Origin of the sequence: Streptomyces sp. NPDC000348 (assembly GCF_042898795.1) — a bacterium.
GTDB lineage: Bacteria > Actinomycetota > Actinomycetes > Streptomycetales > Streptomycetaceae > Streptomyces.
Genome location: NZ_JBIAZD010000006.1, coordinates 124,371 through 145,614 on the forward strand (window position 1 = coordinate 124,371; position 21,244 = coordinate 145,614).

At 71.8% G+C, this 21,244-nt stretch carries 18 protein-coding genes; 14 read left to right on the forward strand and 4 right to left on the reverse strand.

All coding sequences use genetic code 11. The features are described 5' to 3' along the window. The first annotated feature begins 188 nt into the window (after positions 1-188). The 9 genes from ACFY3N_RS14360 to ACFY3N_RS14400 all read left to right on the forward strand — a co-directional run bounded on the left by ACFY3N_RS14360 (position 189) and on the right by ACFY3N_RS14400 (position 9,707). Entirely contained in the window at positions 189-1,595 is a 1,407-nt protein-coding gene (locus ACFY3N_RS14360) for a glycoside hydrolase family 16 protein (RefSeq protein ID WP_390816971.1), read from the forward strand. A 368-nt stretch (positions 1,596-1,963) separates the two neighbouring features. After that, complete coding sequence (locus ACFY3N_RS14365) at positions 1,964-2,215, forward strand: hypothetical protein (protein ID WP_390816972.1); 252 nt, start codon at positions 1,964-1,966, stop codon at positions 2,213-2,215. Then, a complete protein-coding gene (zwf, locus tag ACFY3N_RS14370; RefSeq protein ID WP_390816973.1) occupies positions 2,212-3,828 on the forward strand; it encodes a glucose-6-phosphate dehydrogenase in 1,617 nt (538 codons plus the stop codon). The genes ACFY3N_RS14365 and zwf overlap by 4 nt, the downstream gene beginning before the upstream one ends. After that, the gene (gene opcA / locus ACFY3N_RS14375) at positions 3,825-4,760 is read left to right on the forward strand and encodes a glucose-6-phosphate dehydrogenase assembly protein OpcA (protein WP_390816974.1); all 936 of its coding nucleotides are present in this window, start codon (positions 3,825-3,827) and stop codon (positions 4,758-4,760) included. The genes zwf and opcA overlap by 4 nt, the downstream gene beginning before the upstream one ends. Next, a complete protein-coding gene (pgi, locus tag ACFY3N_RS14380; RefSeq protein ID WP_390816975.1) occupies positions 4,753-6,399 on the forward strand; it encodes a glucose-6-phosphate isomerase in 1,647 nt (548 codons plus the stop codon). Before opcA ends, pgi begins: the two co-directional genes overlap by 8 nt. A 6-nt stretch (positions 6,400-6,405) precedes the next feature. After that, positions 6,406-7,290, forward strand: coding sequence for a phosphogluconate dehydrogenase (NAD(+)-dependent, decarboxylating) (gene gnd / locus ACFY3N_RS14385; protein WP_390816976.1), 885 nt, complete (start codon positions 6,406-6,408; stop codon positions 7,288-7,290). A 454-nt stretch (positions 7,291-7,744) separates the two neighbouring features. Next, positions 7,745-7,990, forward strand: coding sequence for a hypothetical protein (locus ACFY3N_RS14390; RefSeq protein WP_390816977.1), 246 nt, complete (start codon positions 7,745-7,747; stop codon positions 7,988-7,990). Next, positions 7,990-8,868 carry an XRE family transcriptional regulator gene (locus ACFY3N_RS14395; RefSeq protein ID WP_390816978.1) on the forward strand — a complete coding sequence of 293 codons (879 nt, stop codon included), beginning with the start codon at positions 7,990-7,992 and terminating at the stop codon, positions 8,866-8,868. Before ACFY3N_RS14390 ends, ACFY3N_RS14395 begins: the two co-directional genes overlap by 1 nt. 11 nt (positions 8,869-8,879) lie before the next feature. Continuing rightward, a complete protein-coding gene (locus ACFY3N_RS14400; protein ID WP_390816979.1) occupies positions 8,880-9,707 on the forward strand; it encodes a hypothetical protein in 828 nt (275 codons plus the stop codon). Positions 9,708-10,153: 446 nt separating this feature from the next. Here ACFY3N_RS14400 and ACFY3N_RS14405 read toward each other — a convergent pair whose 3' ends face one another. Both ACFY3N_RS14405 and ACFY3N_RS14410 read right to left on the reverse strand, forming a co-directional pair. Next, entirely contained in the window at positions 10,154-11,941 is a 1,788-nt protein-coding gene (locus ACFY3N_RS14405) for a bifunctional sugar phosphate isomerase/epimerase/4-hydroxyphenylpyruvate dioxygenase family protein (protein WP_390816980.1), read from the reverse strand. Between the two features lie 35 nt (positions 11,942-11,976). Continuing rightward, positions 11,977-12,864: a shikimate dehydrogenase gene (locus tag ACFY3N_RS14410; RefSeq protein ID WP_390816981.1), complete on the reverse strand. Its 888-nt coding sequence runs from the start codon at positions 12,862-12,864 to the stop codon at positions 11,977-11,979. A 145-nt stretch (positions 12,865-13,009) separates the two neighbouring features. Here ACFY3N_RS14410 and ACFY3N_RS14415 point away from each other — a divergent pair, with 145 nt between their 5' ends. From ACFY3N_RS14415 to ACFY3N_RS14425, 3 genes are all read left to right on the forward strand, one after another. Next, entirely contained in the window at positions 13,010-13,675 is a 666-nt protein-coding gene (locus ACFY3N_RS14415; protein ID WP_390816982.1) for a TetR/AcrR family transcriptional regulator, read from the forward strand. 181 nt (positions 13,676-13,856) lie between these two features. Next, a complete protein-coding gene (locus ACFY3N_RS14420) occupies positions 13,857-15,215 on the forward strand; it encodes an MFS transporter (protein WP_390816983.1) in 1,359 nt (452 codons plus the stop codon). Between the two features lie 140 nt (positions 15,216-15,355). Next, entirely contained in the window at positions 15,356-17,743 is a 2,388-nt protein-coding gene (locus tag ACFY3N_RS14425; RefSeq protein ID WP_390816984.1) for an ATP-binding cassette domain-containing protein, read from the forward strand. 29 nt (positions 17,744-17,772) lie between these two features. Here the strand turns inward: ACFY3N_RS14425 and ACFY3N_RS14430 are convergent, their stop codons facing one another. Further along, positions 17,773-18,219 (reverse strand): PPOX class F420-dependent oxidoreductase, encoded by a 447-nt coding sequence (locus ACFY3N_RS14430; protein WP_390816985.1) that lies wholly within the window; start codon positions 18,217-18,219, stop codon positions 17,773-17,775. Positions 18,220-18,267: 48 nt separating this feature from the next. Here ACFY3N_RS14430 and ACFY3N_RS14435 point away from each other — a divergent pair, with 48 nt between their 5' ends. After that, positions 18,268-19,497, forward strand: coding sequence for a serine hydrolase domain-containing protein (locus ACFY3N_RS14435; protein WP_390816986.1), 1,230 nt, complete (start codon positions 18,268-18,270; stop codon positions 19,495-19,497). Between the two features lie 6 nt (positions 19,498-19,503). Here the strand turns inward: ACFY3N_RS14435 and ribA are convergent, their stop codons facing one another. Next, on the reverse strand, positions 19,504-20,163 hold the full coding sequence (ribA, locus tag ACFY3N_RS14440) for a GTP cyclohydrolase II (protein ID WP_390816987.1): 660 nt from the start codon (positions 20,161-20,163) through the stop codon (positions 19,504-19,506). A gap of 41 nt (positions 20,164-20,204) precedes the next feature. On the opposite strand from ribA, the gene ACFY3N_RS14445 reads away from it, so the two are divergent. After that, positions 20,205-21,017: a creatininase family protein gene (locus ACFY3N_RS14445; RefSeq protein WP_390816988.1), complete on the forward strand. Its 813-nt coding sequence runs from the start codon at positions 20,205-20,207 to the stop codon at positions 21,015-21,017. Positions 21,018-21,244: the final 227 nt, after the last annotated feature.

Genomic DNA, 21,244 nt, shown 5'->3' on the forward strand with positions numbered 1-21,244 from the left:
TTGCACCCATTCGCGTCCATTCGGGGTGTGAACCCCCCACCCCCACAAGGACTTTCTCGGTTACACCTCTTGACGGCGCAAGCGTCGCAGAGCACATTGGCGTCACTCTGAGAGCGCTCTCATTCACGGTTCCGGGCTCTCGAACACCCCCCCGCCACAGGCATCCGCACCCGAGAGGGCATCCCCGCATGAGTGACACCTCCGGCACCCCCCGCACGCTCCGCAGACCCCGCCCGCCGCGACGGGCGCTCCTCGCCGTCGTCAGCACGCTCGCGCTCGCGGCGGGCGCCGCCACCGCGGCCGGCACGTCCGCGAGCGCCTCCGTGCCGCCTCCGCCGTCGGGCTGGACCCAGGTGTTCGCCGACGACTTCGACGGTCCCGCGGGCAGCGGTGTCAACACCTCCAACTGGCAGTACGCGACCGGCAGGGGCTATCCGGGCGGCCCCGCCAACTGGGGCACCGGTGAGATCGAGACGATGACGTCCAACGCGGACAACGTCTCCCTCGACGGCAACGGCAACCTGCGCATCACCCCGCGCCGCGACGCCTCCGGCAACTGGACCTCCGGCCGCATCGAGACCAACCGCACCGACTTCCAGCCCCCGGCCGGCGGCAAGCTCCGCGTCGAGGGCCGCATCCAGGTGCCGAACGTCACCGGCGCCGCCGCCAAGGGCTACTGGCCGGCGTTCTGGATGCTGGGCTCCCCCTACCGGGGCAACTACTGGAACTGGCCCGCCGTCGGCGAGCTGGACGTCATGGAGAACACGCAGGGCAACAACACCGTGTTCGCCACGATGCACTGCGGCACCTCACCGGGCGGCCCGTGCAACGAGACCAGCGGCATCGGCGGTTCGACCACCTGTCAGGGCACCACGTGCCAGGCCGGCTTCCACACCTACCGGATGGAGTGGGACCGCTCGACGAGCGTGGAGGAGATCCGCTTCTCCCTCGACGGCACCACCTTCCACACCGTGCGGGAGAACCAGGTCGACGCGACGACCTGGACGAACGCGACGAACCACGGCTACTTCATCATCCTGAACGTGGCGATGGGCGGCGGCTTCCCCGACGCCTTCGGCGGCGGCCCGGACGCGGGCACCCAGCCCGGACACTCGATGCTCGTCGACTACGTGCAGGTGCTGACCTCCGGGGGCGGCGGCACCACTCCCCCGCCGACCGGCAACCGTGACGCCTACGGCACCATCCAGGCCGAGTCCTACGACGGCCAGAGCGGAACGATGACGGAGACCACCTCGGACTCCGGCGGCGGCCGGAACGTGGGCGCGCTGGCAGGCGGCGACTGGCTGCAGTACAAGGGTGTCGACTTCGGCTCGAACCCGGCCCGGCAGTTCTCCGCGCGGGTGGCGAGCGGCGCCGGCGCCGGCATCAGCGGGCTGGTCGAGGTGCGCCTGGACAGCCGGAGCAACGCGCCCATCGGCAGCTTCGCCGTGGGCAACACGGGCGGCTGGCAGTCCTGGCGGACGATCCCGGCGAACATCGGCGACGTGACGGGCACCCACGACGTCCACCTGACCTTCACCAGCGGTCAGCCGTCGGACTTCGTGAACGTCAACTGGTTCACCTTCGGCCACTGATCCCACCCCCCACACCGGCCCTCCCGGCCGGGCGAGAGGGCCCCACGCGTGCGTGGGGCCCTCTTTCTCATGTCCCTGCCAGGGACTGCATGGTCATGGCGGTTCCGCGGTACCCGGCACCGCGCGAGGAGTGGTGGGCCGTCGGCACCGGGGGACGCCCCGTCGGCCGGGGGCGGGCCCGCCATCAAAAAAGATCATACTTTTAAACTTGAACACATGACGGCATCGATACCGCTTGGACCGAGAACCTCTTGAAGGGATGCGGCGCGCCACCCGCCCCGTACGGCGTCGCCCCGGCGAGGTGGCCGTCAGGGAATCACCGGCCGCCGCGCACGGTTGTCGTGACCGCGAGAAAGAAGATGAGCACAGTGAGTGAAGCGACCGCGAGGGTCCTCCCCGGTGAGCGCCGGGCGTCCACCGAGGTGAAGGACCCGGCGGACAAGGACACCCTGGATGTGGTGGCGCCGGCCGCCCCCGGCTCCGTCCGCACGGCGTCGCCGCACGGCGAGGTGGCGCGGCGGCGTGCGGACAAGGGCGCCGCGAAGTCCGGGGACGCCCGGCAGGAGCTGCTCGACGCGGTGCCGAAGTCGCTCGACAGCGAGGGAGCTGACGCGGAATGACCGACGAGACGACCGAACCGACGACGGACGCTGCGCAGGAGCGGCCGGAGGGACGGGAGAAGACCCTCGCGGCTCTCCCCGCGCCGCCGGCCGACTGGTCCAACCCGCTGCGCGACCCCCGGGACAGGCGTCTGCCCCGGGTGGCGGGCCCCTCCGGGCTGGTCATCTTCGGGGTGACCGGCGACCTGTCCCGCAAGAAGCTGATGCCGGCCGTGTACGACCTGGCCAACCGGGGCCTGCTGCCGCCGGGCTTCTCGCTGCTCGGGTTCGCCCGCCGGGACTGGGAGGACCAGGACTTCGCCCAGGTCGTGCACGACGCCGTCAAGGAGCACGCGCGCACCCCGTTCCGCGAGGAGGTCTGGCAGCAGCTGGCCGAGGGCATGCGGTTCGTCCCGGGCGACTTCGACGACGACCACGCGTTCGACCAGCTGCGCCAGGCCGTCGACGAGCTGGACGCCTCCCGGGGCACCAGCGGCAACTACGCCTTCTACCTCTCCGTACCGCCGAGGTTCTTCCCGAAGGTCGTCCAGCAGCTGAAGAAGCACGGGCTGGCCGACGCCCCCGAGGGGTCCTGGCGGCGCGCGGTGATCGAGAAGCCGTTCGGGCACGACCTGAGGTCGGCGCAGGACCTGAACGCGATCGTCCACGAGGTGTTCGACCCGGATCAGGTCTTCCGCATCGACCACTACCTGGGCAAGGAGACGGTCCAGAACATCCTGGCGCTGCGCTTCGCCAACCAGATGTTCGAACCCATCTGGAACCGGTCCTTCGTGGACCACGTGCAGATCACCATGGCCGAGGACATCGGCATCGGCGGCCGCGCGGGGTACTACGACGGCATCGGCGCCGCCCGTGACGTCATCCAGAACCACCTGCTGCAGCTGATGGCGCTCACCGCGATGGAGGAACCGGCCTCCTTCGACGCGGACGCGCTGCTGACCGAGAAGCTGAAGGTGTTCCGGGCCGTGCGGGTCCCGGACGACCTGGGCCGGCACACGGTGCGCGGACAGTACCAGGGGGCCTGGCAGGGCGGCACGAAGGTGCGCGGCTACCTGGAGGAGGAGGGCATCGACCCCTCCTCCAGGACCGACACCTACGCCGCGATCAAGCTCGGGGTGGACAACCGGCGCTGGGCGGGCGTCCCCTTCTACCTGCGCACCGGCAAGCGGCTGGGCCGCCGGGTCACCGAGATCGCGGTGGTCTTCCAGCGGGCGCCGCACTCCCCCTTCGACTCCACCGCCACCGAGGAGCTGGGACAGAACGCGGTCGTCATCCGGGTGCAGCCGGACGAGGGCATGACGGTCCGGTTCGGCTCCAAGGTGCCGGGCACGTCGATGGAGCTGAGGGACGTGACCATGGACTTCGCCTACGGCGAGTCGTTCACCGAGTCCAGCCCGGAGGCGTACGAGCGGCTCATCCTGGACGTCCTGCTGGGGGACGCCAACCTGTTCCCCCGTCATCAGGAAGTGGAGGAGTCCTGGAAGATCCTCGACCCGATCGAGGAGTACTGGGCGTCGCACGGCCGGCCGGCGCGGTACACCTCGGGCAGCTGGGGACCCGCGGAAGCCGACGAGATGCTCGCACGAGACGGACGGAGCTGGCGCAGGCCATGAAGATCGACCTGACCGACACCACGGCAAGCAAGGTCAACAAGGCGCTGGTGCAGGGCCGCCGCGCCATCGGCACACCGGCCGTGGGCATGGTCCTGACGATGGTGATCGTCACGGACGAGGAGAACGCCTACGACTCGATCAAGGCGGCCGAGGAGGCCTCGCACGAGCACCCCTCGCGCACCCTGGTCGTGATCAAGCGGCACACCCGCAACCCGCGCGAGCGCACCCGCTCCCGGCTGGACGCCGAGGTCCGGGTCGGATCGGAGGCGGGCACCGGGGAGACGGTGGTGCTGCGGACGTACGGCGAGGTGTCCGAGCACGCCGACTCGGTGGTGCTGCCACTGCTGCTGCCGGACGCGCCGGTGGTGGTGTGGTGGCCGGCGGACGCGCCCGAGAACCCGGCGAAGGACCCGCTGGGCGCGCTGGGCCAGCGCAGGATCACCGACCTGTACACGGCCGAGAACCCCATGGAGGTGCTCGAGGCCCGCAGGCGCACCTACGCGCCCGGTGACACCGATCTCGCCTGGACCAGGCTGACGCTGTGGCGCTCCATGCTGGCGGCGGCGCTGGACCAGGCGCGGGCGACGGTGACCTCGGCGACCGTGGAGGCCGAGGCCGGCAACCCGGCCGCCGAGCTGCTGGCGCGCTGGCTCCGGGCGCGGCTGCGGGTGACCGTCGACCGGGTGGTGACGGCCGGGCCCGCCGTCACGGCGGTCCGGCTGGGCACCGCGGACGGCGAGGTCGTCATCGACCGTCCCGAGGGTCCGCTGGCCACGCTGACCCTGCCGGGGCAGCCCCCGCGCCGGCTGGCGCTGAAGGTCCGTCCCACCTCCGAACTGATCGCCGAGGAGCTCAGGCGCCTCGACGCGGACGAGATGTACGCCGTCGCCCTGGGCGGCGAGGCCACCGAGGAGATCCCCGCTCATGTCTGACGCCCCCGAGCCGACCCGGCGCCCCGAGTGGGCCGCCCTGGAGAACCACCGCGCGGACGCGCTGCCGCGGCCGGACCTGCGCGAGCTGTTCGCCGGCGACCCGTCCCGCGCGCAGCGGTACGTCGTCCGTGTGGGCGATCTGCGCATCGACTACTCCAAGCACCTGGTCAACGACGAGACGCTCGCCCTGCTGCTCGAACTGGCCCGGGCCACCGACGTGTTCGGCCTGCGCGACGCCATGTTCCGGGGCGAGCGGATCAACGTCACCGAGGACCGGGCGGTGCTGCACACCGCCCTGCGCGCCCCGCGGGACGCGGTGATCGAGGTCGACGGCGAGAACGTCGTCCCGGCCGTGCACGCCGTGCTCGACAGGATGGCCGACTTCGCCGGCCGGGTCCGCTCCGGCGAGTGGACGGGCCACACCGGCAAGCGCATCCGCACCGTCGTCAACATCGGCATCGGCGGCTCCGACCTCGGCCCGGCGATGGCGTACGAGGCGCTGCGCGCCTTCACCGACCGTTCGCTGGCCTTCCGGTTCGTGTCCAACGTGGACGGCGCCGACCTGCACGAGGCCGTCCGGGACCTGGACCCGGCGGAGACTCTGTTCATCGTCGCCTCCAAGACCTTCACCACGATCGAGACGATCACCAACGCCACCTCGGCGCGGACCTGGCTGCTCGACGGACTGGGGGGCGACGAGAAGGCGGTGGCCCGGCACTTCGTCGCCCTGTCGACCAACGCCGGGAAGGTCGCGGACTTCGGCATCGACACGGCGAACATGTTCGAGTTCTGGGACTGGGTCGGCGGACGCTACTCCTACGACTCCGCGATCGGCCTCTCCCTGATGATCGCCATCGGCCCGGACCGCTTCCGGGAGATGCTCGACGGGTTCCGGATCGTCGACGAGCACTTCGTCAACGCCCCCGCCGAGGCCAACGCCCCCCTGATCATGGGCCTGCTGGGCGTCTGGTACAACAACTTCCTCGACGCCCAGTCGCACGCCGTGCTGCCGTACTCGCACTACCTGTCGAAGTTCACCGCCTATCTCCAGCAGCTGGACATGGAGTCCAACGGCAAGTCGGTGGACCGCCGGGGCCGCCCCGTCGTCTGGCAGACGGGGCCGGTGGTGTGGGGTACGCCCGGCACCAACGGACAGCACGCCTACTACCAGTTGATCCACCAGGGGACGAAGCTCGTCCCGGCCGACCTGATCGGCTTCGCCCGCCCGGTCGCCGAGCTGAGCGGTGAACTCGAGGCCCAGCACGACCTGCTGATGGCCAACCTGTTCGCGCAGGGCCAGGCCCTCGCCTTCGGCAAGAGCGCCGAGGAGGTACGGGCGGAGGGCGTGCCCGAGGAGCAGGTGCCGCACCGCACCTTCCGGGGCAACCACCCCACCACCACGATCCTGGCCACCGAGCTGACCCCCTCGGTGCTCGGTCAGCTGATCGCGCTGTACGAGCACAAGGTCTTCGTCCAGGGAGCCGTCTGGGACATCGACTCCTTCGACCAGTGGGGCGTCGAACTCGGCAAGGTGCTCGCCAAGCGCGTCGAACCCGCCCTCACCGAGGGCGCCGACGTCCCCGGCCTCGACCCGTCCACGGCCGCGCTGGTGGCCGCCTACCGCGAACGCAGGAAGTGAACTGACATGCAGATCGGTCTTGTTGGGCTCGGCAGGATGGGCGGCAACATGCGCGAGCGCCTCCGCAACGCCGGCCACACCGTCATCGGGTACGACACCAACCCCGAACTCTCCGACGTCGACCACCTGTCGGACCTGGTCGGCCGGCTCGACAGGCCGCGCGCGGTGTGGGTGATGGTGCCCGCCGGTGCCGCCACCCAACACGTCGTCGACCAGCTGTGCAGCCTGCTCAGGCCCGGCGACACGGTCGTCGACGGCGGCAACTCCCGTTGGACGGACGACGAGAAGCACGCCAGGGAGCTGGGCGCCCGGGGCATCGGATTCGTCGACGCGGGCGTCTCCGGCGGGGTGTGGGGTCTGAAGAACGGCTACGCCCTGATGGTCGGCGGCGACGAGGAGCACGTGGAGCGGCTGAAGCCGATCTTCGACGCGCTCAAGCCGGACGGCCCGTACGGCTATGTCCACGCGGGCAGGGTGGGCGCCGGGCACTTCGCGAAGATGGTCCACAACGGCATCGAGTACGCCATGATGCAGGCCTACGCCGAGGGCTGGGAGCTGCTGGAGAAGGCCGACTCGGTGGACAACGTCCGGGAGGTGTTCCGCTCCTGGCAGGAGGGCACCGTCATCCGCTCCTGGCTGCTCGACCTCGCGGTGAACGCCCTCGACGAGGACCAGCACCTGGAGCGGCTGCGCGGGTACGCCGAGGACTCGGGCGAGGGCCGCTGGACCGTGGAGGCGGCCATCGACAACGCCGTGCCGCTGCCCGCGATCACCGCCTCGCTGTTCGCTCGGTTCACCTCGCGCCAGGAGGACTCGCCGCAGATGAAGATGATCGCGGCGCTGCGCAAGCAGTTCGGCGGTCACGCCGTCGAGGCGGCGGAGAAGGCGTAACGCCGCCGGGGGATCGGCGGCCGGCGGAGCGGCCCCTCGGGCCGGTCCGCACCGGCCGCCGGTCCGCACCCGGCGCACCCCTGGGAGCGGGATGGTGCCGAGGCGCACGGGTGGTGGGTCGTGCGGCCCCCTCTTCCTTCTTCAGCACAGGGGGCCGCACGTGGTGCGGCGTCGAGTGGCGCCTTGGAACATCCATGATGAGGGATCGCGTGCAATTGCAGAGCAGAAGTGCCGTTTTTCCCTTCAAAGGGATGAACCCGTGCGCTATGAGGGCCGCGAGGCGGGTGGCGGGGAGGAGCGGAAGGTGGCGGATCTTCTTATTGTTCCGTAATCCCATGATCACATAGCGTCGAGTGCCTGTGTACGGTCATCCTGACGGTCCCTTCCTGATGGCGCTTCAGCACCGCCTGACGGAGGTCTTGTCGGTGCCGTTCGCTCACAGAAACCGAGTGCGATGTCGAGTAAGAAGGTGGTGGCCGCTGTCGTCCTGGCGGCGGCCCTCACATGGAGCACGGTGATGACCGTGCTCGGGCACGCGGCCGCCGCAGCGGTCCTGCTGCCCTCCCTGGGCCTGCTCGTGCAGCAGGTCGTCCAGGCGCTCGCGGTGTCCGACGGGCGTTCCCGTCCCGCGGACGCCGCACCGTCCTCCGCCGACGGCCCGACCGGGCGGCGGCGGGACGGTCAGGAGGCGCCGCGGTGATGCCGTCGTCCGATGCCGCCCAGCCCCCGCCCCACAGCGTCAGACGGGGCCGCCCGCCGGCCCCCATCTCCCCGGGAGCCGGCCCGCTGCACCGCGCCTGGCTCGAACCCGTCCGCAGCGTGCTCTTCACCAGCGGCCTGACCCTGGACGATCTCGTCGACCGGTCCGGCTACTCCAAGACCCGGATCAGCGAGCTCCTGCGCGGAAACGGCTACTACCCCGCCTGGGAGATCACCTTCAGCGTGATCCGTGCCCTGGGCATGCCCACGGCACCCATGTGCCGGCTGTGGACGGCCGCCGCCCGCGAGGCCCACAAGGGCCCGGAGTGGATCCGCCAGTGCATCGAGCAGGTCGCCCACGAGGCCGAAGGCCCCCCGCTGGCCTACCGGGCGTTCACCGACACCATGTCCCACCCCTACCTGGAATACGCCCGCGCCTTTCTCCTGACCGACCGGCGGGCCCGGGGCGTCGTCGCGGAAGCCAACGACATCCTGTGGCTCTCCTGGAACGAGGCCACCGCCAGCGCGAACCTCAACCGCTACGCCTGGCTCCTGCTGCGCTCCCGGGTCATGCTCCGCGCCCCCCGCCACGAAGGCCGGCCCGATCTGCGCGCCGCCGTCTTCTCCACCCGCGAGATCCGCAGCAGCCAGGACCCCGGACACATGATCGCCCTGTCCGAACTGATCGATCTCTTCGACGCCATCGGCCGCCTGCCCGACGACCAGCTGGACGTCGCCGTCCTGCACTACCTGTGCGGCATCCCCGACCAGCGCGTCCCCCACGTCCTCGGCCTGAGCCCCGCCATCGCCCACGCCGTCGACCACCACGCCCGCGCCACCGTCGAGGCCCTCCTCGACGCCCCCGACACCCGGGAGTGACCCCGCCCGTCATGTCTGCCATCGACCAGCTCCTCGCCCGCGCCCGCCTGCACCACTCCGACGTCCCCGACGACACCGTCCCCCACGACGACGGCACCTGCCCCGGCCACCTCCCGGCCGCGGCCCCGCCCGCCGGCCCCGACCACACCGACCCGGCCGCGGCCCGGCAGCTCCACACGCTGTGCGAAACCGCCGTCACCGCGGTCACCCCCGACGTCCTGGCCTTCCTCACCGACCAGGTCCCCGACCACCACAGCGCCTGGCTCCTGGGCTGCGCCCTTCACCTCGCGGGCCTCGAGGACGGCGCCCGCTTCTGGTGGCAGTACGCCGCCGGTGACGGCCACCCCCCGGCCTGCTACACCCTCTCGCTGCACCACCGCGTCCGCGGCGAACAGCACGCCGCCGCCTTCTACGCCCGGCAGACCGGCCTCGACGTCGTCCCCGAGGCCGGGGCGCCGGAACCCCTTCCCGTCGCCGGGACATGCCCGCCCACGGACATCCACTTCGACACCGGACTCCCCACCGTGCTCCGCGTCCTCAGCGAACTCGCGGCCCCGGACCAACGCCACCGGCCCCACCGCGTCGACGCCCTGACCAACTACGTCGCCGACGCCGTCACCCCTCACTACGACCGCCACCCGAACATCGAACTGCCCGTCCCCGAGCCCCGGTTCGCCGACCGGATCGACTTCCTGCTGACTACCACCCCACCGTGGAAGGCCCGCACCCGCACCCACCGCGCCACCGCCCCCGCCCTGCCCGTCCGCACGGACCACGACCGGAACGAGGACTCCCGGGCACGGCCGTCCTGCGTCCGTCGAGGCGCCGCCAAGGGCTGAGACGCACGTCGGCGCGAAGCGATGACGACGGCGCACGGAAGGAAGCTCCGTGACCGGTCGGGCCGAGACGGCGGTCACTGCCGCCGTCGTCGTTCAGGACGGGCGGGCCCTGCTCGTGCGACGGCGCGTGGCGGAAGGCGCACTCCCGTGGCGGTTCCCGGCCGGGAAGGTCGGGCCCGGGAGAGCCCCGGGGAAGCCGCAGCGCGTGAGCCCCGGGACGGGAACGGGCTCCTGGTGACCCCGCGGCACGTGCTGGGGCGACGGGTCCGCCCCGTGACGGGCCGGGAGATCCACTGCATCGCGTGCCGGCCCGTCGGCGGCGAGGCGGTCGTCGCGAGCGGGGACGACGTGGCCGGCCCGGCCCGGGCGGCGCACGACGGGATCCCGCGGTACGTGCCGTACGGACTGTTCGAACCGGTGCGGGACCACCTCGACGCGGCCCCGCCTCAGGCCTTGTGGGCCGCGTGCTGGGCGGCCAGGCGGACCGGGGCGTTGCGGGCGCCGTAGCCGCGGTGCCCGCCGTCGCGCTGGAGGAGTTCGAAGAAGACGCGGCCGACGGTGAGGGTGTAGCAGTGGCGGAGGGTGCCGTGCTCGTCGTGGTCGTAGAGGATGCCCAGGTCGCGATAGGTCTCCAGCTCGCCGTCGGCGAACTCGTGGCGGGCGGCGAGGTCGTCGTAGTAGTTCGCCGGAATCGGCAGCAGCCGGCCGCCGGCGTCGCGGAAGCGGCGGGCCGCGGCGACCACGTCGTCGGTGGCGAACGCGATGTGCTGGGCGTGCACGGTGTCGTCGGTGGGCGCGGCACCGACACCGAGGGCGATGCGGACGCTGCCGTCGGCGTTGCCGACCGCGCGGCTGCGCTGCAGGCCGTAGGGATCGGCGAGGTCCACGCTCTCGTCGGCGAGCAGCCCGAGCACGCCGCGGTGGAAGAGGGCCGCCTCGTCGAAGTGGTGCCAGGGCTGGGTGAGGGCGAGATGGTCGATGTGCCGTACGGCCGTGGCGGCGGGGGCGTGCTCCACGTCCGCGAAGTCGGAGCGCCAGCCGTCGCCGGAGGGCGGCCGGGTGCCGCAGAAGAACAGTTCCGTGCCGTCGGGCGCCGCGACCGCCTCCAGCGGGGCGTCCTCGGGGGCGCGGCGGCGCGGCAGGACGGGCGCCAGCAGGGCCTCCGCGCGGCGGGCGGCGCCGGCGGGGTCGGGTGACTCCAGCCCGACGGCCGCGAGCCGGGTGCCGTCACGCCGTACGGCCGCCCCGGTGTTGACGAGGATCCGGGCCTCGCCCTGCTGCCACAGGTCGACCGGCTTGCTGCGGTGCCGGGCGGTGCGGGCGAAGCCCAGCGCGTCGAGCAGACCGGCGAGGGGGGCCGGGTCGGGCGTGACGAGTTCGGCGAAGGCGAATCCGGTGGGGACGACGGGCGCCGGGAGTTCGGCCGCGCCCACCTCCTCCTGGAGCATCAGCAGGGAGCGGCGGGCGTCCACGGCGGTCGGTCCGGCCTCGGCCTGCCGGACGACGTCGTTGAAGACCTCCAGGGAGAGCGGCCCGTCGTAGCCGGTGCGCAGCACGTGCCGGACCAGTCCGGCGACGTCGAAGCCGCCCTGGCCGGGGAAGCAGCGGTGGTGGCGGCTCCACTGGAGCACGTCCATCGCGGGCAGCGGGGCGTCGGCGAGCTGGAGGAAGAAGATCTTCTCGCCGGGGATGTCCTCGATGCCCGCGGGGTCGCTGCCGCGCGAGAGGATGTGGAAGCTGTCCAGACAGGTTCCGAGCGCGGGGTGACCGGCCGCCTCGACGATGCGCCAGGCGTGGTCGTAGGTACTGACGTGCCGGCCCCAGGCCAGCGCCTCGTACGCCACCCGGATGCCGAAGTCGTCGGCCAGGTCGGCCAGTTCGCTCAGCTGCCGCGCCGCGAGGGCGTCGTCGTCGACGGCGGACGGGTCGACGCTGGAGCAGACGAGGACCGTGTCGGCGCCCAGTCTGCGCATCAGTTCGAACTTGTGCCGGGCGCGGCGCAGATTGCGGGCGAAGAGGTCCGCGGGCACGGCCTCGACGTCCCGCAGCGGCTGGTAGAGGTCGACGGTCAGGCCGAGGTCGGCGCAGCGGGCGCGGATCTCCTCAGGGGTGAGCGGCGCGGTGAGCAGGTCGTTCTCGAAGATCTCCACGCCGTCGAAGCCGGCCCGGGCCGCGGCCGTGAGCTTCTCGGTGAGGGAGCCGCTGAGGGAGACGGTGGCGATGGACGTGCGCACGTCGGTACCTGTTGCTTCCGTGAGGGCTTCTCGGTCTACTTCGGCGCCCCGACGGCGCCGTCGGTCAGCTCGGTGAGGTCCGCGAGCATCCGCGCGCTGTCGGGTTCCCGGCCGGTGATCAGGCGGAACGCGTCGGCGGCCTGGAAGGCGGCCATGCCGCCGCCGTCGAGGGTGGCGCAGCCCGCCGCGCGGGCGGTGCGCAGCAGCTCGGTCTCCAGCGGGCGGTAGACGACCTCGGCGACCCACAGTCCGGGGTGCAGCAGCCCGGCCGGCAGGGGCAGGCCGGGGTGGGCGGCCATGCCGGTGGGGGTGGCGTGCATCAGGCCGCCGCGGCCGTCGGCGGCGCCGAGCAGCTCCGGCAGCCGGTCCGGGGGCGCGGCGGCGGCGCGGCCCGGCCCGAAGCTCCGGTTCAGCGCGGCGGCCAGCTCGGCCGCGCGCCCGGGCAGCGCGTCCACGACGGTGACCCGTTCGGCGCCGAGGGTGAGCGCGGCGTGCGCGACGGCCGCTCCGGCGCCGCCCGCGCCGAGCTGCACGACCCGTTCCAGCGGGACGTCGGGCAGTCCGCGGGCGAAGGCGGCGGCGAAGCCGGTGACGTCCGTGTTGTGGCCGACGGCGCGTCCGCCCTCGAAGACGACGGTGTTGACCGCGCCGAGCGCCTCGGCCCGCGGGTCGAGGGCGTCCAGGTGCTCGACGACGAGCCGCTTGCACGGGTGGGTGATGTTGAGCCCGTCGAAGCCGACCAGCCGGGCGGCGCGCAGCAGTTCGCCCACCGCCTCGGGCGGGACACCGGTCGTGTCGAGGTCGAGGAGCCGGTACAGGTAGCGCAGGCCCTGCCGGTCGGCCTCCCGCTCGTGCAGCGCGGGGCTGAGCGAGGGGCCGATGCCGGAACCGATCAGCCCGACGAGATAAGAGTCCTTGAGCACCGGGACCTCCAGAGGCGGCTCACTAATGTACGAACCAGTACGTTAGCTATATCAGCCGTCATGGGCCTGCGGGAAGACCCGTCGGGCCGGGCGGGGCACTGCTTCTAGAATCACCGGCACTGCACCCTCGGCCCGAAGGGACCCGATGACCAGCGTCGAAGAACCGGCACGGCCCGGCGAGCGCATCCGTGACGCCGCCCGCACCAGGGCCGAGATCCTCGACGTGGCGACGCGGGAGTTCGCCCGGGCCGGCTACGACGGGGCCCGCGTCGACGAGATCGCCGCCCGCACCCGCACCACCAAGCGGATGATCTACTACTACTTCGGCGGCAAGGAACAGCTGTTCACGGCCGTGCTGGAGCGGGCGTACGGCGTGATCCGCGAGGCCGAGCAGCAGCTGGACGTGGACCATCTGGACCCGGTGGCGGCCATCCGGCGGCTGGCGGAGCTGACCTTCGACCACCACGAGCGGCACCCGGACTTCATCCGCCTGGTGAGCATCGAGAACATCCACGGCGCGGAGCACATCGCGGCCTCCGAGGAACTGGGACGGATGGGCTCGCCCGCGCTGGACGTGATCCGCCGGATCCTGGCGGCCGGACAGGAGTCGGGACTGTTCACGGCCGACGTCGACGCCGTGGACCTGCACGCGATGATCAGTTCCTTCTGCTTCTTCCGGGTGTCCAACCGGCACACCTTCGGCGCGCTCTTCGGCCGCGACCTGGTGGACCCGGGCCGGCGCGAGCACTACCGGGCGATGCTGGGCGACATGGTGATCGCCTATCTGACGGCGGAACGCGCGGCGGACTGAGCCCGGCCCGCGGACCGGGTCCGCAGATCCGTACGACGCGACCCCTTGACAGTGCGGGCGGCCGGGCGCAGCATCCCTACCCAGCCGCTACTAACTACCCAGTGGGTTAATTAGCACATCGGCCACTCCCCTCCGCTCGTCCTCCGCGTACCGTCGTGGAGTCCCCCCGAAGGAGCACGCCGTGACCGTCCCCGCACCGCCCCGCGACGCCTCCCCGCCCGGGCAGCCGAGGAAGGCGGCCGCCGCCGCCTGGATCGGCAGCGCCCTGGAGTACTACGACTTCTTCATCTACGGCAGCGCGGCCGCGCTGATCTTCCCGGAGGTCTTCTTCGACGACTCCGACCCGGCCACCGCGACCCTGCTGTCGCTGGCCACGTTCGGTGTCGCGTACGCGGCCCGGCCGATCGGCGCGCTCTTCCTCGGGCACGTCGGGGACCGGCTCGGCCGCAAGAAGATCATGGTCTTCACGCTGATGCTGATGGGCCTGTCGACCTTCCTCATCGGCTGTCTGCCCACCCGCGCCCAGGTCGGCACCCTCGCCCCGGTCCTGCTGGTGCTGTGCCGGGTGCTGCAGGGCATCTCGGCGGCCGGCGAACAGGCCAGCGCCAACTCGATGACCCTGGAACACGCGCCGCCGGACCGGCGGGGCTTCTTCACCAGCTTCACCCTCAGCGGCACCCAGGGCGGCCAACTGCTGGCCACCCTGGTCTTCATCCCGATCGCCGCGCTGCCCGAGGAGCAGCTGCTGTCCTGGGGCTGGCGGGTGCCGTTCTGGCTGAGCGTCGCGGTCGCCGTCGTCGGCTGGGTCATCCGCCGCAGGCTGGACGAGACGCCGGCGTTCGAGCAGCAGACCGCCGGCGAGGGGGTCGTGAAGCTGCCGCTGGTGGTGCTGCTGCGCGAGCACCGGGCGGACGTCCTGCGGGTGGTCGCGGGCGCGCTGATCGCCTCGGTCAGCACGATCTTCACGGTGTGGGCGCTGGCGTACGCCACCGGCGACACGGTCGGCATGTCCCGTTCGTCGATGCTGTGGGTGGGCGCGCTGGCCAATGTCGTCGCGCTGGCCGCGATCCCGCTGTGGGCCGCGCTCTCCGACCGTGTGGGCCGCCGTCCCGTCTACCTGATCGGGGCCGTCGGCAGCGCGGTGACGATGTTCCTCTACCTGTGGGCGATCTCCACCGGCAGCTACCCGCTCACCCTGTTCCTCGGGATCTTCGCGTTCGGCGTGGTCTACAGCGCCGCGAACGGTGTGTGGCCGTCCTTCTACGGCGAGATGTTCCCGACCAGGGTCCGGCTCTCGGGCGTGGCGATCGGCACGCAGATCGGCTTCGCGGTGGCCGGGTTCGCGGTCACGTTCGCCGCGCGGATCGCCGGGCCCGAGGGCGACGACTGGACGGCGGTGGCCCTCTTCACGGCCGCTCTGTGCGTACCCCCGGTCATCGCGGCGGTCACGGCCCGCGAGACCCATCGCGTCCCCACCGAACGGCTCGGCGAACGTGTCGCCGGGGAGGGCGCGGAGCGGCCCGAGAAAGTGACGGTCTGACCCGGGCCGAAGGCGTTCCCGACCGGTCAGGAATCAAGAAGCGCAGGTGGCCACGGGCCGCCTAGCCTAGCCTTGCCGCGATGGGGACGCCGGCGGGGACCGCGCACGCGGTCCCCGCCCGACGGAGGGGAACAGTGAGCATGACCACGAGGACAGAGCAGCAGCCGGCCGGGCCGCACGCCGCCGACAGCCACGATCTGATCCGCGTGCACGGGGCGCGCGAGAACAACCTCAAGGACGTCAGTATCGAGATCCCCAAGCGCCGGCTGACGGTGTTCACCGGTGTCTCCGGCTCGGGCAAGAGCTCCCTGGTGTTCGACACGATCGCCGCCGAGTCGCAGCGGCTGATCAACGAGACCTACAGCGCCTTCCTGCAGGGCTTCATGCCGAACCTGGCCCGCCCCGAGGTCGACGTGCTCGACGGCCTGACCACCGCCATCACCGTCGACCAGCAGCGGATGGGCTCCGACCCCCGCTCCACCGTCGGCACCGCCACCGACGCCAACGCGATGCTGCGCATCCTCTTCAGCCGGCTCGGCACGCCGCACATCGGCCCGCCCGCCGCGTACTCCTTCAACGTCGCCTCGGTCTCGGCGACCGGTGGCTTCACCGTCGACCGCGGTTCCGACAGGACGAAGACGGAGAAGGTCAGCTTCAGCCGCACCGGCGGCATGTGCACGCACTGCGAGGGCCGGGGCACCGTCTCCGACATCGACCTCACGCAGCTGTTCGACGACTCCAAGTCGCTCTCCGAGGACCCCTTCACCATCCCCGGCTACACCGGCGACGGCTGGGTGGTGCGGGTCATCACCGAGTCGGGCTTCTTCGACAAGGACAAGCCGATCCGCGAGTACGGCAAGAAGGAGCGGCACGACTTCCTGTACCGCGAGCCGACCAAGGTGAAGATCAACGGGGTCAACCTCACCTACGAGGGGCTGATCCCGAAGATCCAGAAGTCGTTCCTGTCCAAGGACCGCGAGTCGATGCAGCCGCACATCCGGGCCTTCGTGGACCGGGCGGTCACGTTCACCGAGTGCTCCGAGTGCGACGGCACCCGGCTCAGCGCACTGGCCCGCTCCTCGAGGATCGGCGAGGTCAACATCGCCGACGCCTGCGCCATGGAGATCCGTGACCTGGCCGAATGGGTCCGCGGGCTCAAGGAGCCGTCGGTGACGCCGCTGCTGGTCAAGCTCCAGCACACCCTCGACTCGTTCGTGGAGATCGGCCTCGGCTACCTCTCGCTCGACCGCGCCTCGGGCACGCTCTCCGGCGGTGAGGCGCAGCGCACCAAGATGATCCGCCACCTCGGTTCCTCGCTCACCGACGTCACCTACGTCTTCGACGAGCCCTCGATCGGCCTGCACCCGCACGACATCCAGCGGATGAACAACCTGCTGCTGCGGCTGCGGGACAAGGGCAACACGGTGCTGGTGGTGGAGCACAAGCCGGAGACGATCGCCATCGCCGACCACGTCGTGGACCTCGGCCCCGGCGCCGGCACGGCGGGCGGCACCGTCTGCTTCGAGGGCACCGTCGACGGTCTGCGGGCGAGCGGCACCGTCACCGGCCGCCACCTCGACGACCGGGCCAAGCTGAAGGAGACGGTCCGCGAGGCCACCGGCACGCTGGAGATCCGCGGCGCGAACGCCAACAACCTCCAGGACGTCGACGTCGACATACCGCTCGGCGTGCTCTGCGTCGTCACCGGCGTCGCCGGCTCCGGCAAGAGCTCCCTCGTCCACGGCTCCGTCCCGGCCCACGAGGGCGTGGTCTCGGTGGACCAGACCCCGATCCGCGGCTCGCGCCGCAGCAACCCGGCGACGTACACGGGACTGCTCGACCCGATCCGCAAGGCGTTCGCCAAGGCCAACGGCGTCAAGCCGGCGCTGTTCAGCGCCAACTCCGAGGGCGCCTGCCCCACCTGCAACGGCGCCGGCGTCCTCTACACCGACCTGGCGATCATGCAGAGCGTGGCCACGACCTGCGAGGACTGCGGGGGCAGGCGGTTCGACGCGTCGGTCCTTGAGTACCGCTTCGGCGGCCGCGACATCAGCGAGGTGCTCGCGATGTCGGTGACCGAGGCCGAGGAGTTCTTCCGCGCGGGCGAGTCACGCATCCCGGCGGCGCACCGGATCGTGGAGCGGATGGCGGACGTCGGGCTCGGCTACCTCACCCTCGGCCAGCCGCTCACCACGCTCTCCGGCGGTGAGCGGCAGCGGCTGAAGCTGGCCGTCCACATGGCCGACAAGGGCGGCGTGTACGTCCTCGACGAGCCGACCACCGGTCTGCACCTGGCCGACGTGGAGCAGCTGCTCGGCCTGCTCGACCGGCTCGTGGACTCCGGCAAGTCGGTCGTCGTCATCGAGCACCACCAGGCGGTCATGGCGCACGCCGACTGGATCATCGACCTCGGCCCCGGGGCCGGTCACGACGGCGGTCGGATCGTCTTCGAGGGCACCCCCGCCGACCTGGTCGCCGCCCGCTCCACCCTCACGGGTGAGCACCTCGCCCAGTACGTCGGCGGCTGAGGCGCTCGCCGTACGCGCCGGGGCGTCCGCTACGCCCCGGCGCCGCGCGGGATGCCGTACGCCCGTTCCACCCGCAGCCGCAGCACCAGGCGCCGGTCGCGGACCATCGCGGCGCGGTAGTCGTCCCAGTCGGCGTGCTCGCCGTTGATGTCGCGGTACAGCCGGACGAGTTCCTCCACCGTCCCGTCGTACGGGTTCCCGGCGACGGGCGACAGGTCGGCGGTGCCCTCGGCGACCGTGTAGGCCCACCGGTCGTCGGTGGTGACGTGGTAGGAGGCGCGGGGGTCGCGCCGCAGGTTGCGGGTCTTGGCCCGGTCGTCCGTGAGCGAGACGCGGATGACCCGCTCGTCGGGGTAGTAGGCGTGCATGACGTTCGACAGCTGGGGCCGTCCGTCACGTTTCAGGGTGACGAGCACTCCCCCGTGCAGCTCGGAGAGCAGGGCGAGCAGTGCGTTCTGTTCGGCGTCCTGAGTCATGACTCGTCCAACGGCCCGCACCGGGCCGGCGTTCCCCCGAGGAGAGCGATGGCAGTGCTGCGGCAAGAGGCCGATCCCGCCGAGGCCGGGCTGGACGCGGGGGCGCTGGAGCGCCTGGACCGGCACTTCGCCCGCCTGGTCGACGAGGGGAGGCTGCCCGGGTTCCTGGTGTCCGTCGCCCGGGGCGGGCGCGTCGCGCACCTCACGGCGTACGGGGCGCGGGACGTGGCGGCGGGGCTGCCCGTGGAGAGCGACACGCTGTGGCGGATCTACTCCATGACCAAGCCGGTGACGGCCGTCGCCGCGCTGATGCTGGAGGAGGAGGGCCGCCTGTCGCTGGACGACCCGGTCGGCCGCCATCTGCCGGCGTTCGCGCGGCCGCGCGTGTACGCGAGCGGGTCGGGTGACGAGGTGCGGACCCGTCCCGCCGCCGGCCCCCTCCTCGTACGGCATCTGATGACGCACACCGCCGGCCTGACGTTCGCCTTCTACCACTCCCACCCCGTCGACGCGCTGTACCGCGCGGCCGGGCTGGAGTCGTCGGTGGCGCCGGGTGCGGACCTCGCGGGGACGACCGAGGTGTACGCGCGTCTGCCGCTGCAGTTCGATCCGGGTACGCAGTGGAACTACTCGGTCGCCTCGAACGTGCTGGGGCGGATCGTCGAGGTGGTGTCGGGCCGGCCGCTCGACGTCTTCCTCGCCGAACGGATCTTCCGGCCGCTCGGCATGACGGACGCCGGGTTCCAGGTCACGGACGAGCAGGCGGAGCGGCTCGCGGAGCTGTACGGGGAGACCGACGACGGCGGCATCGAGCCGATCGCGGGACTGCCGCTGCGCGGCCGGCCCCGGTTCCTGTCCGGCAGCGGCGGCATGGTGGCCTCCGCCCACGACTTCCACCGTTTCATGGAGCTGCTGCGCCGGCGCGGCGAACTCGACGGCGTGCGCCTGCTCTCCCCGGCGACCGTGGACCTGATGACCCGCAACCACCTCCCCGGCGGCGCCGATCTGCGCGCCTTCGGCAGCCGCCCCGCACACGACGTGCCCGGCAACGAGGGCGTCGGCTTCGGCCTCGGCGTCTCCGTCGTCGTCGACCCGTCCCGTACCCAGGCCCCGTCCGCTCCGGGCAGCTACGGCTGGAGCGGGGTGGCCACGACCACGTTCTGGGTCGACCCGGGCCGCGACCTGACCGTGCAGTTCCACACACAGGTGCGGCCCAGGGCGTCCCACACCGTCTTCCGGGACCTCAAACGGCTGGTGCACGAGGCGGTGACACGCTGACGGGCGTCAGGACAGGTGGGCCACCGCGTCCAGATGGGGCAGGTGGTGGTCGAGGCGTTCCCGTTTGGTGCGCAGATAGGTGATGTTGTTCTCGCACGGCGGTATCAGCAGCGGCACCTGCTCGGCGACCTGGATGCCGTGCCGTACCAACGCCTCCCGCTTGCGCGGGTTGTTGGACATCAGCCGCACCGAGCGCACGCCCAGGTCCTGGAGGATCCCGGCGGCGACGCCGTAGTCGCGGGCGTCCACCGGCAGGCCGAGCGCCAGGTTCGCCTCGACGGTGTCCAGGCCCTCCGCCTGCAGGGCCATCGCCCGCAGCTTGCCGAGGAGCCCGATGCCGCGGCCCTCGTGCCCCCTCAAGTAGACGACCACGCCCGCCCCTTCGGCGACGACAGCGCGCAGCGCCGACGCCAGCTGGTCGCCGCACTCGCAGTGCTGGGACCCGAAGGCGTCCCCGGTCAGGCACTCCGAGTGCAGCCGGGTGAGGACACCGTCCGTGCCGATGTCGCCGTACACCAGGGCGACCTGCTCGTCACCGCGGTCGTGGTCCAGGTAGCCGGCCGCCCGGAACGTGCCGTACACGGTGGGCAGCGGCGTGTTCACGACGTGTTCCACGCCGGTCCGCCGCGGGGACTTCTTGCCGAGTACGCCTACTTTTTCTGTCATGATTCCCGAGTTCCTAAGCAGAGACGAAAGGCCGTGACGACATGGGTGGTTCACAGAAGGGGTCGGCGGCATACGGCCCGGTGCACGGTCTGTTGCCGGCGGATACACATGAGGATGTACGCAAGCGGGGAGCCGGCGTCTCACGGCAGATCGCGGTCCTTCCGGTCGGGAGTTTCGAGCAGCACGGCCCGTTCCTGCCGTTGGCGACCGACACGCTGGTCGCCTGCGCGATCGCGCGGAAGATCGCCGACGCCCACCCGGTGCACCTCCTCCCTCCGGTGACGATCTCCTGCTCCCACGAGCACGCGGCCTGGCCGGGGACCGTCTCCCTCTCCTCCGTCACGCTCCACGCGGTGGTGCGGGACATCGCCGACTCGCTCCGCCGGTCGGGCGTGGACACCCTGGTGCTGGTCAACGGGCACGGCGGAAACTACGTCCTGGGCAACGTCGTTCAGGAGTCCTCCGCCCGCGGCGAGCGGATGGCGCTGTTCCCGGCCCCGGAGGACTGGGAGACGGCGCGTGCGCGGGCCGGCGTCGTCACGTCCCTCCTCACCGACATGCACGCGGGCGAAATCGAGACCTCCATTCTTCTCCACACCCATCCCGAATTGCTCCGCCCCGGTTATGAGACCTCCGATCACGTCGCGGACGACCGCCGTCATCTCCTCACCACCGGCATGTCCGCCTACACCGATTCCGGCGTCATCGGCCGCCCTTCCCTGGGCACGGCGGAGAAAGGCAGGGAAATCCTGGCGAGCCTGGCGGATTCGTTCGCCGCGTATTTCTCCCTGCTGACGTCGGCGGACGACGCCCCTTCGAGCCCGCCCGCGCCGTCGAGCCCGACAGGCGTCTGAGGACGGGGCCGAAGGCCGTCCCCCACCCCGCCCGCCTCTTCCGGCCCGCCCGCCTCTTCCAGCCCGCCCGCATCCTCCAGCCCGTCCGGCGTCCGAGGACGGGGCCGAAGGCCGACCGGGGGTCCGGGGACGACGCCCCCGGGGACGGGGAGGGAAGGGGCGGCGGGGGCGACAGCCCCACGGCGACCGGCCCGTACCCCCGCGTACCACCGGCCCACCAGCACCAC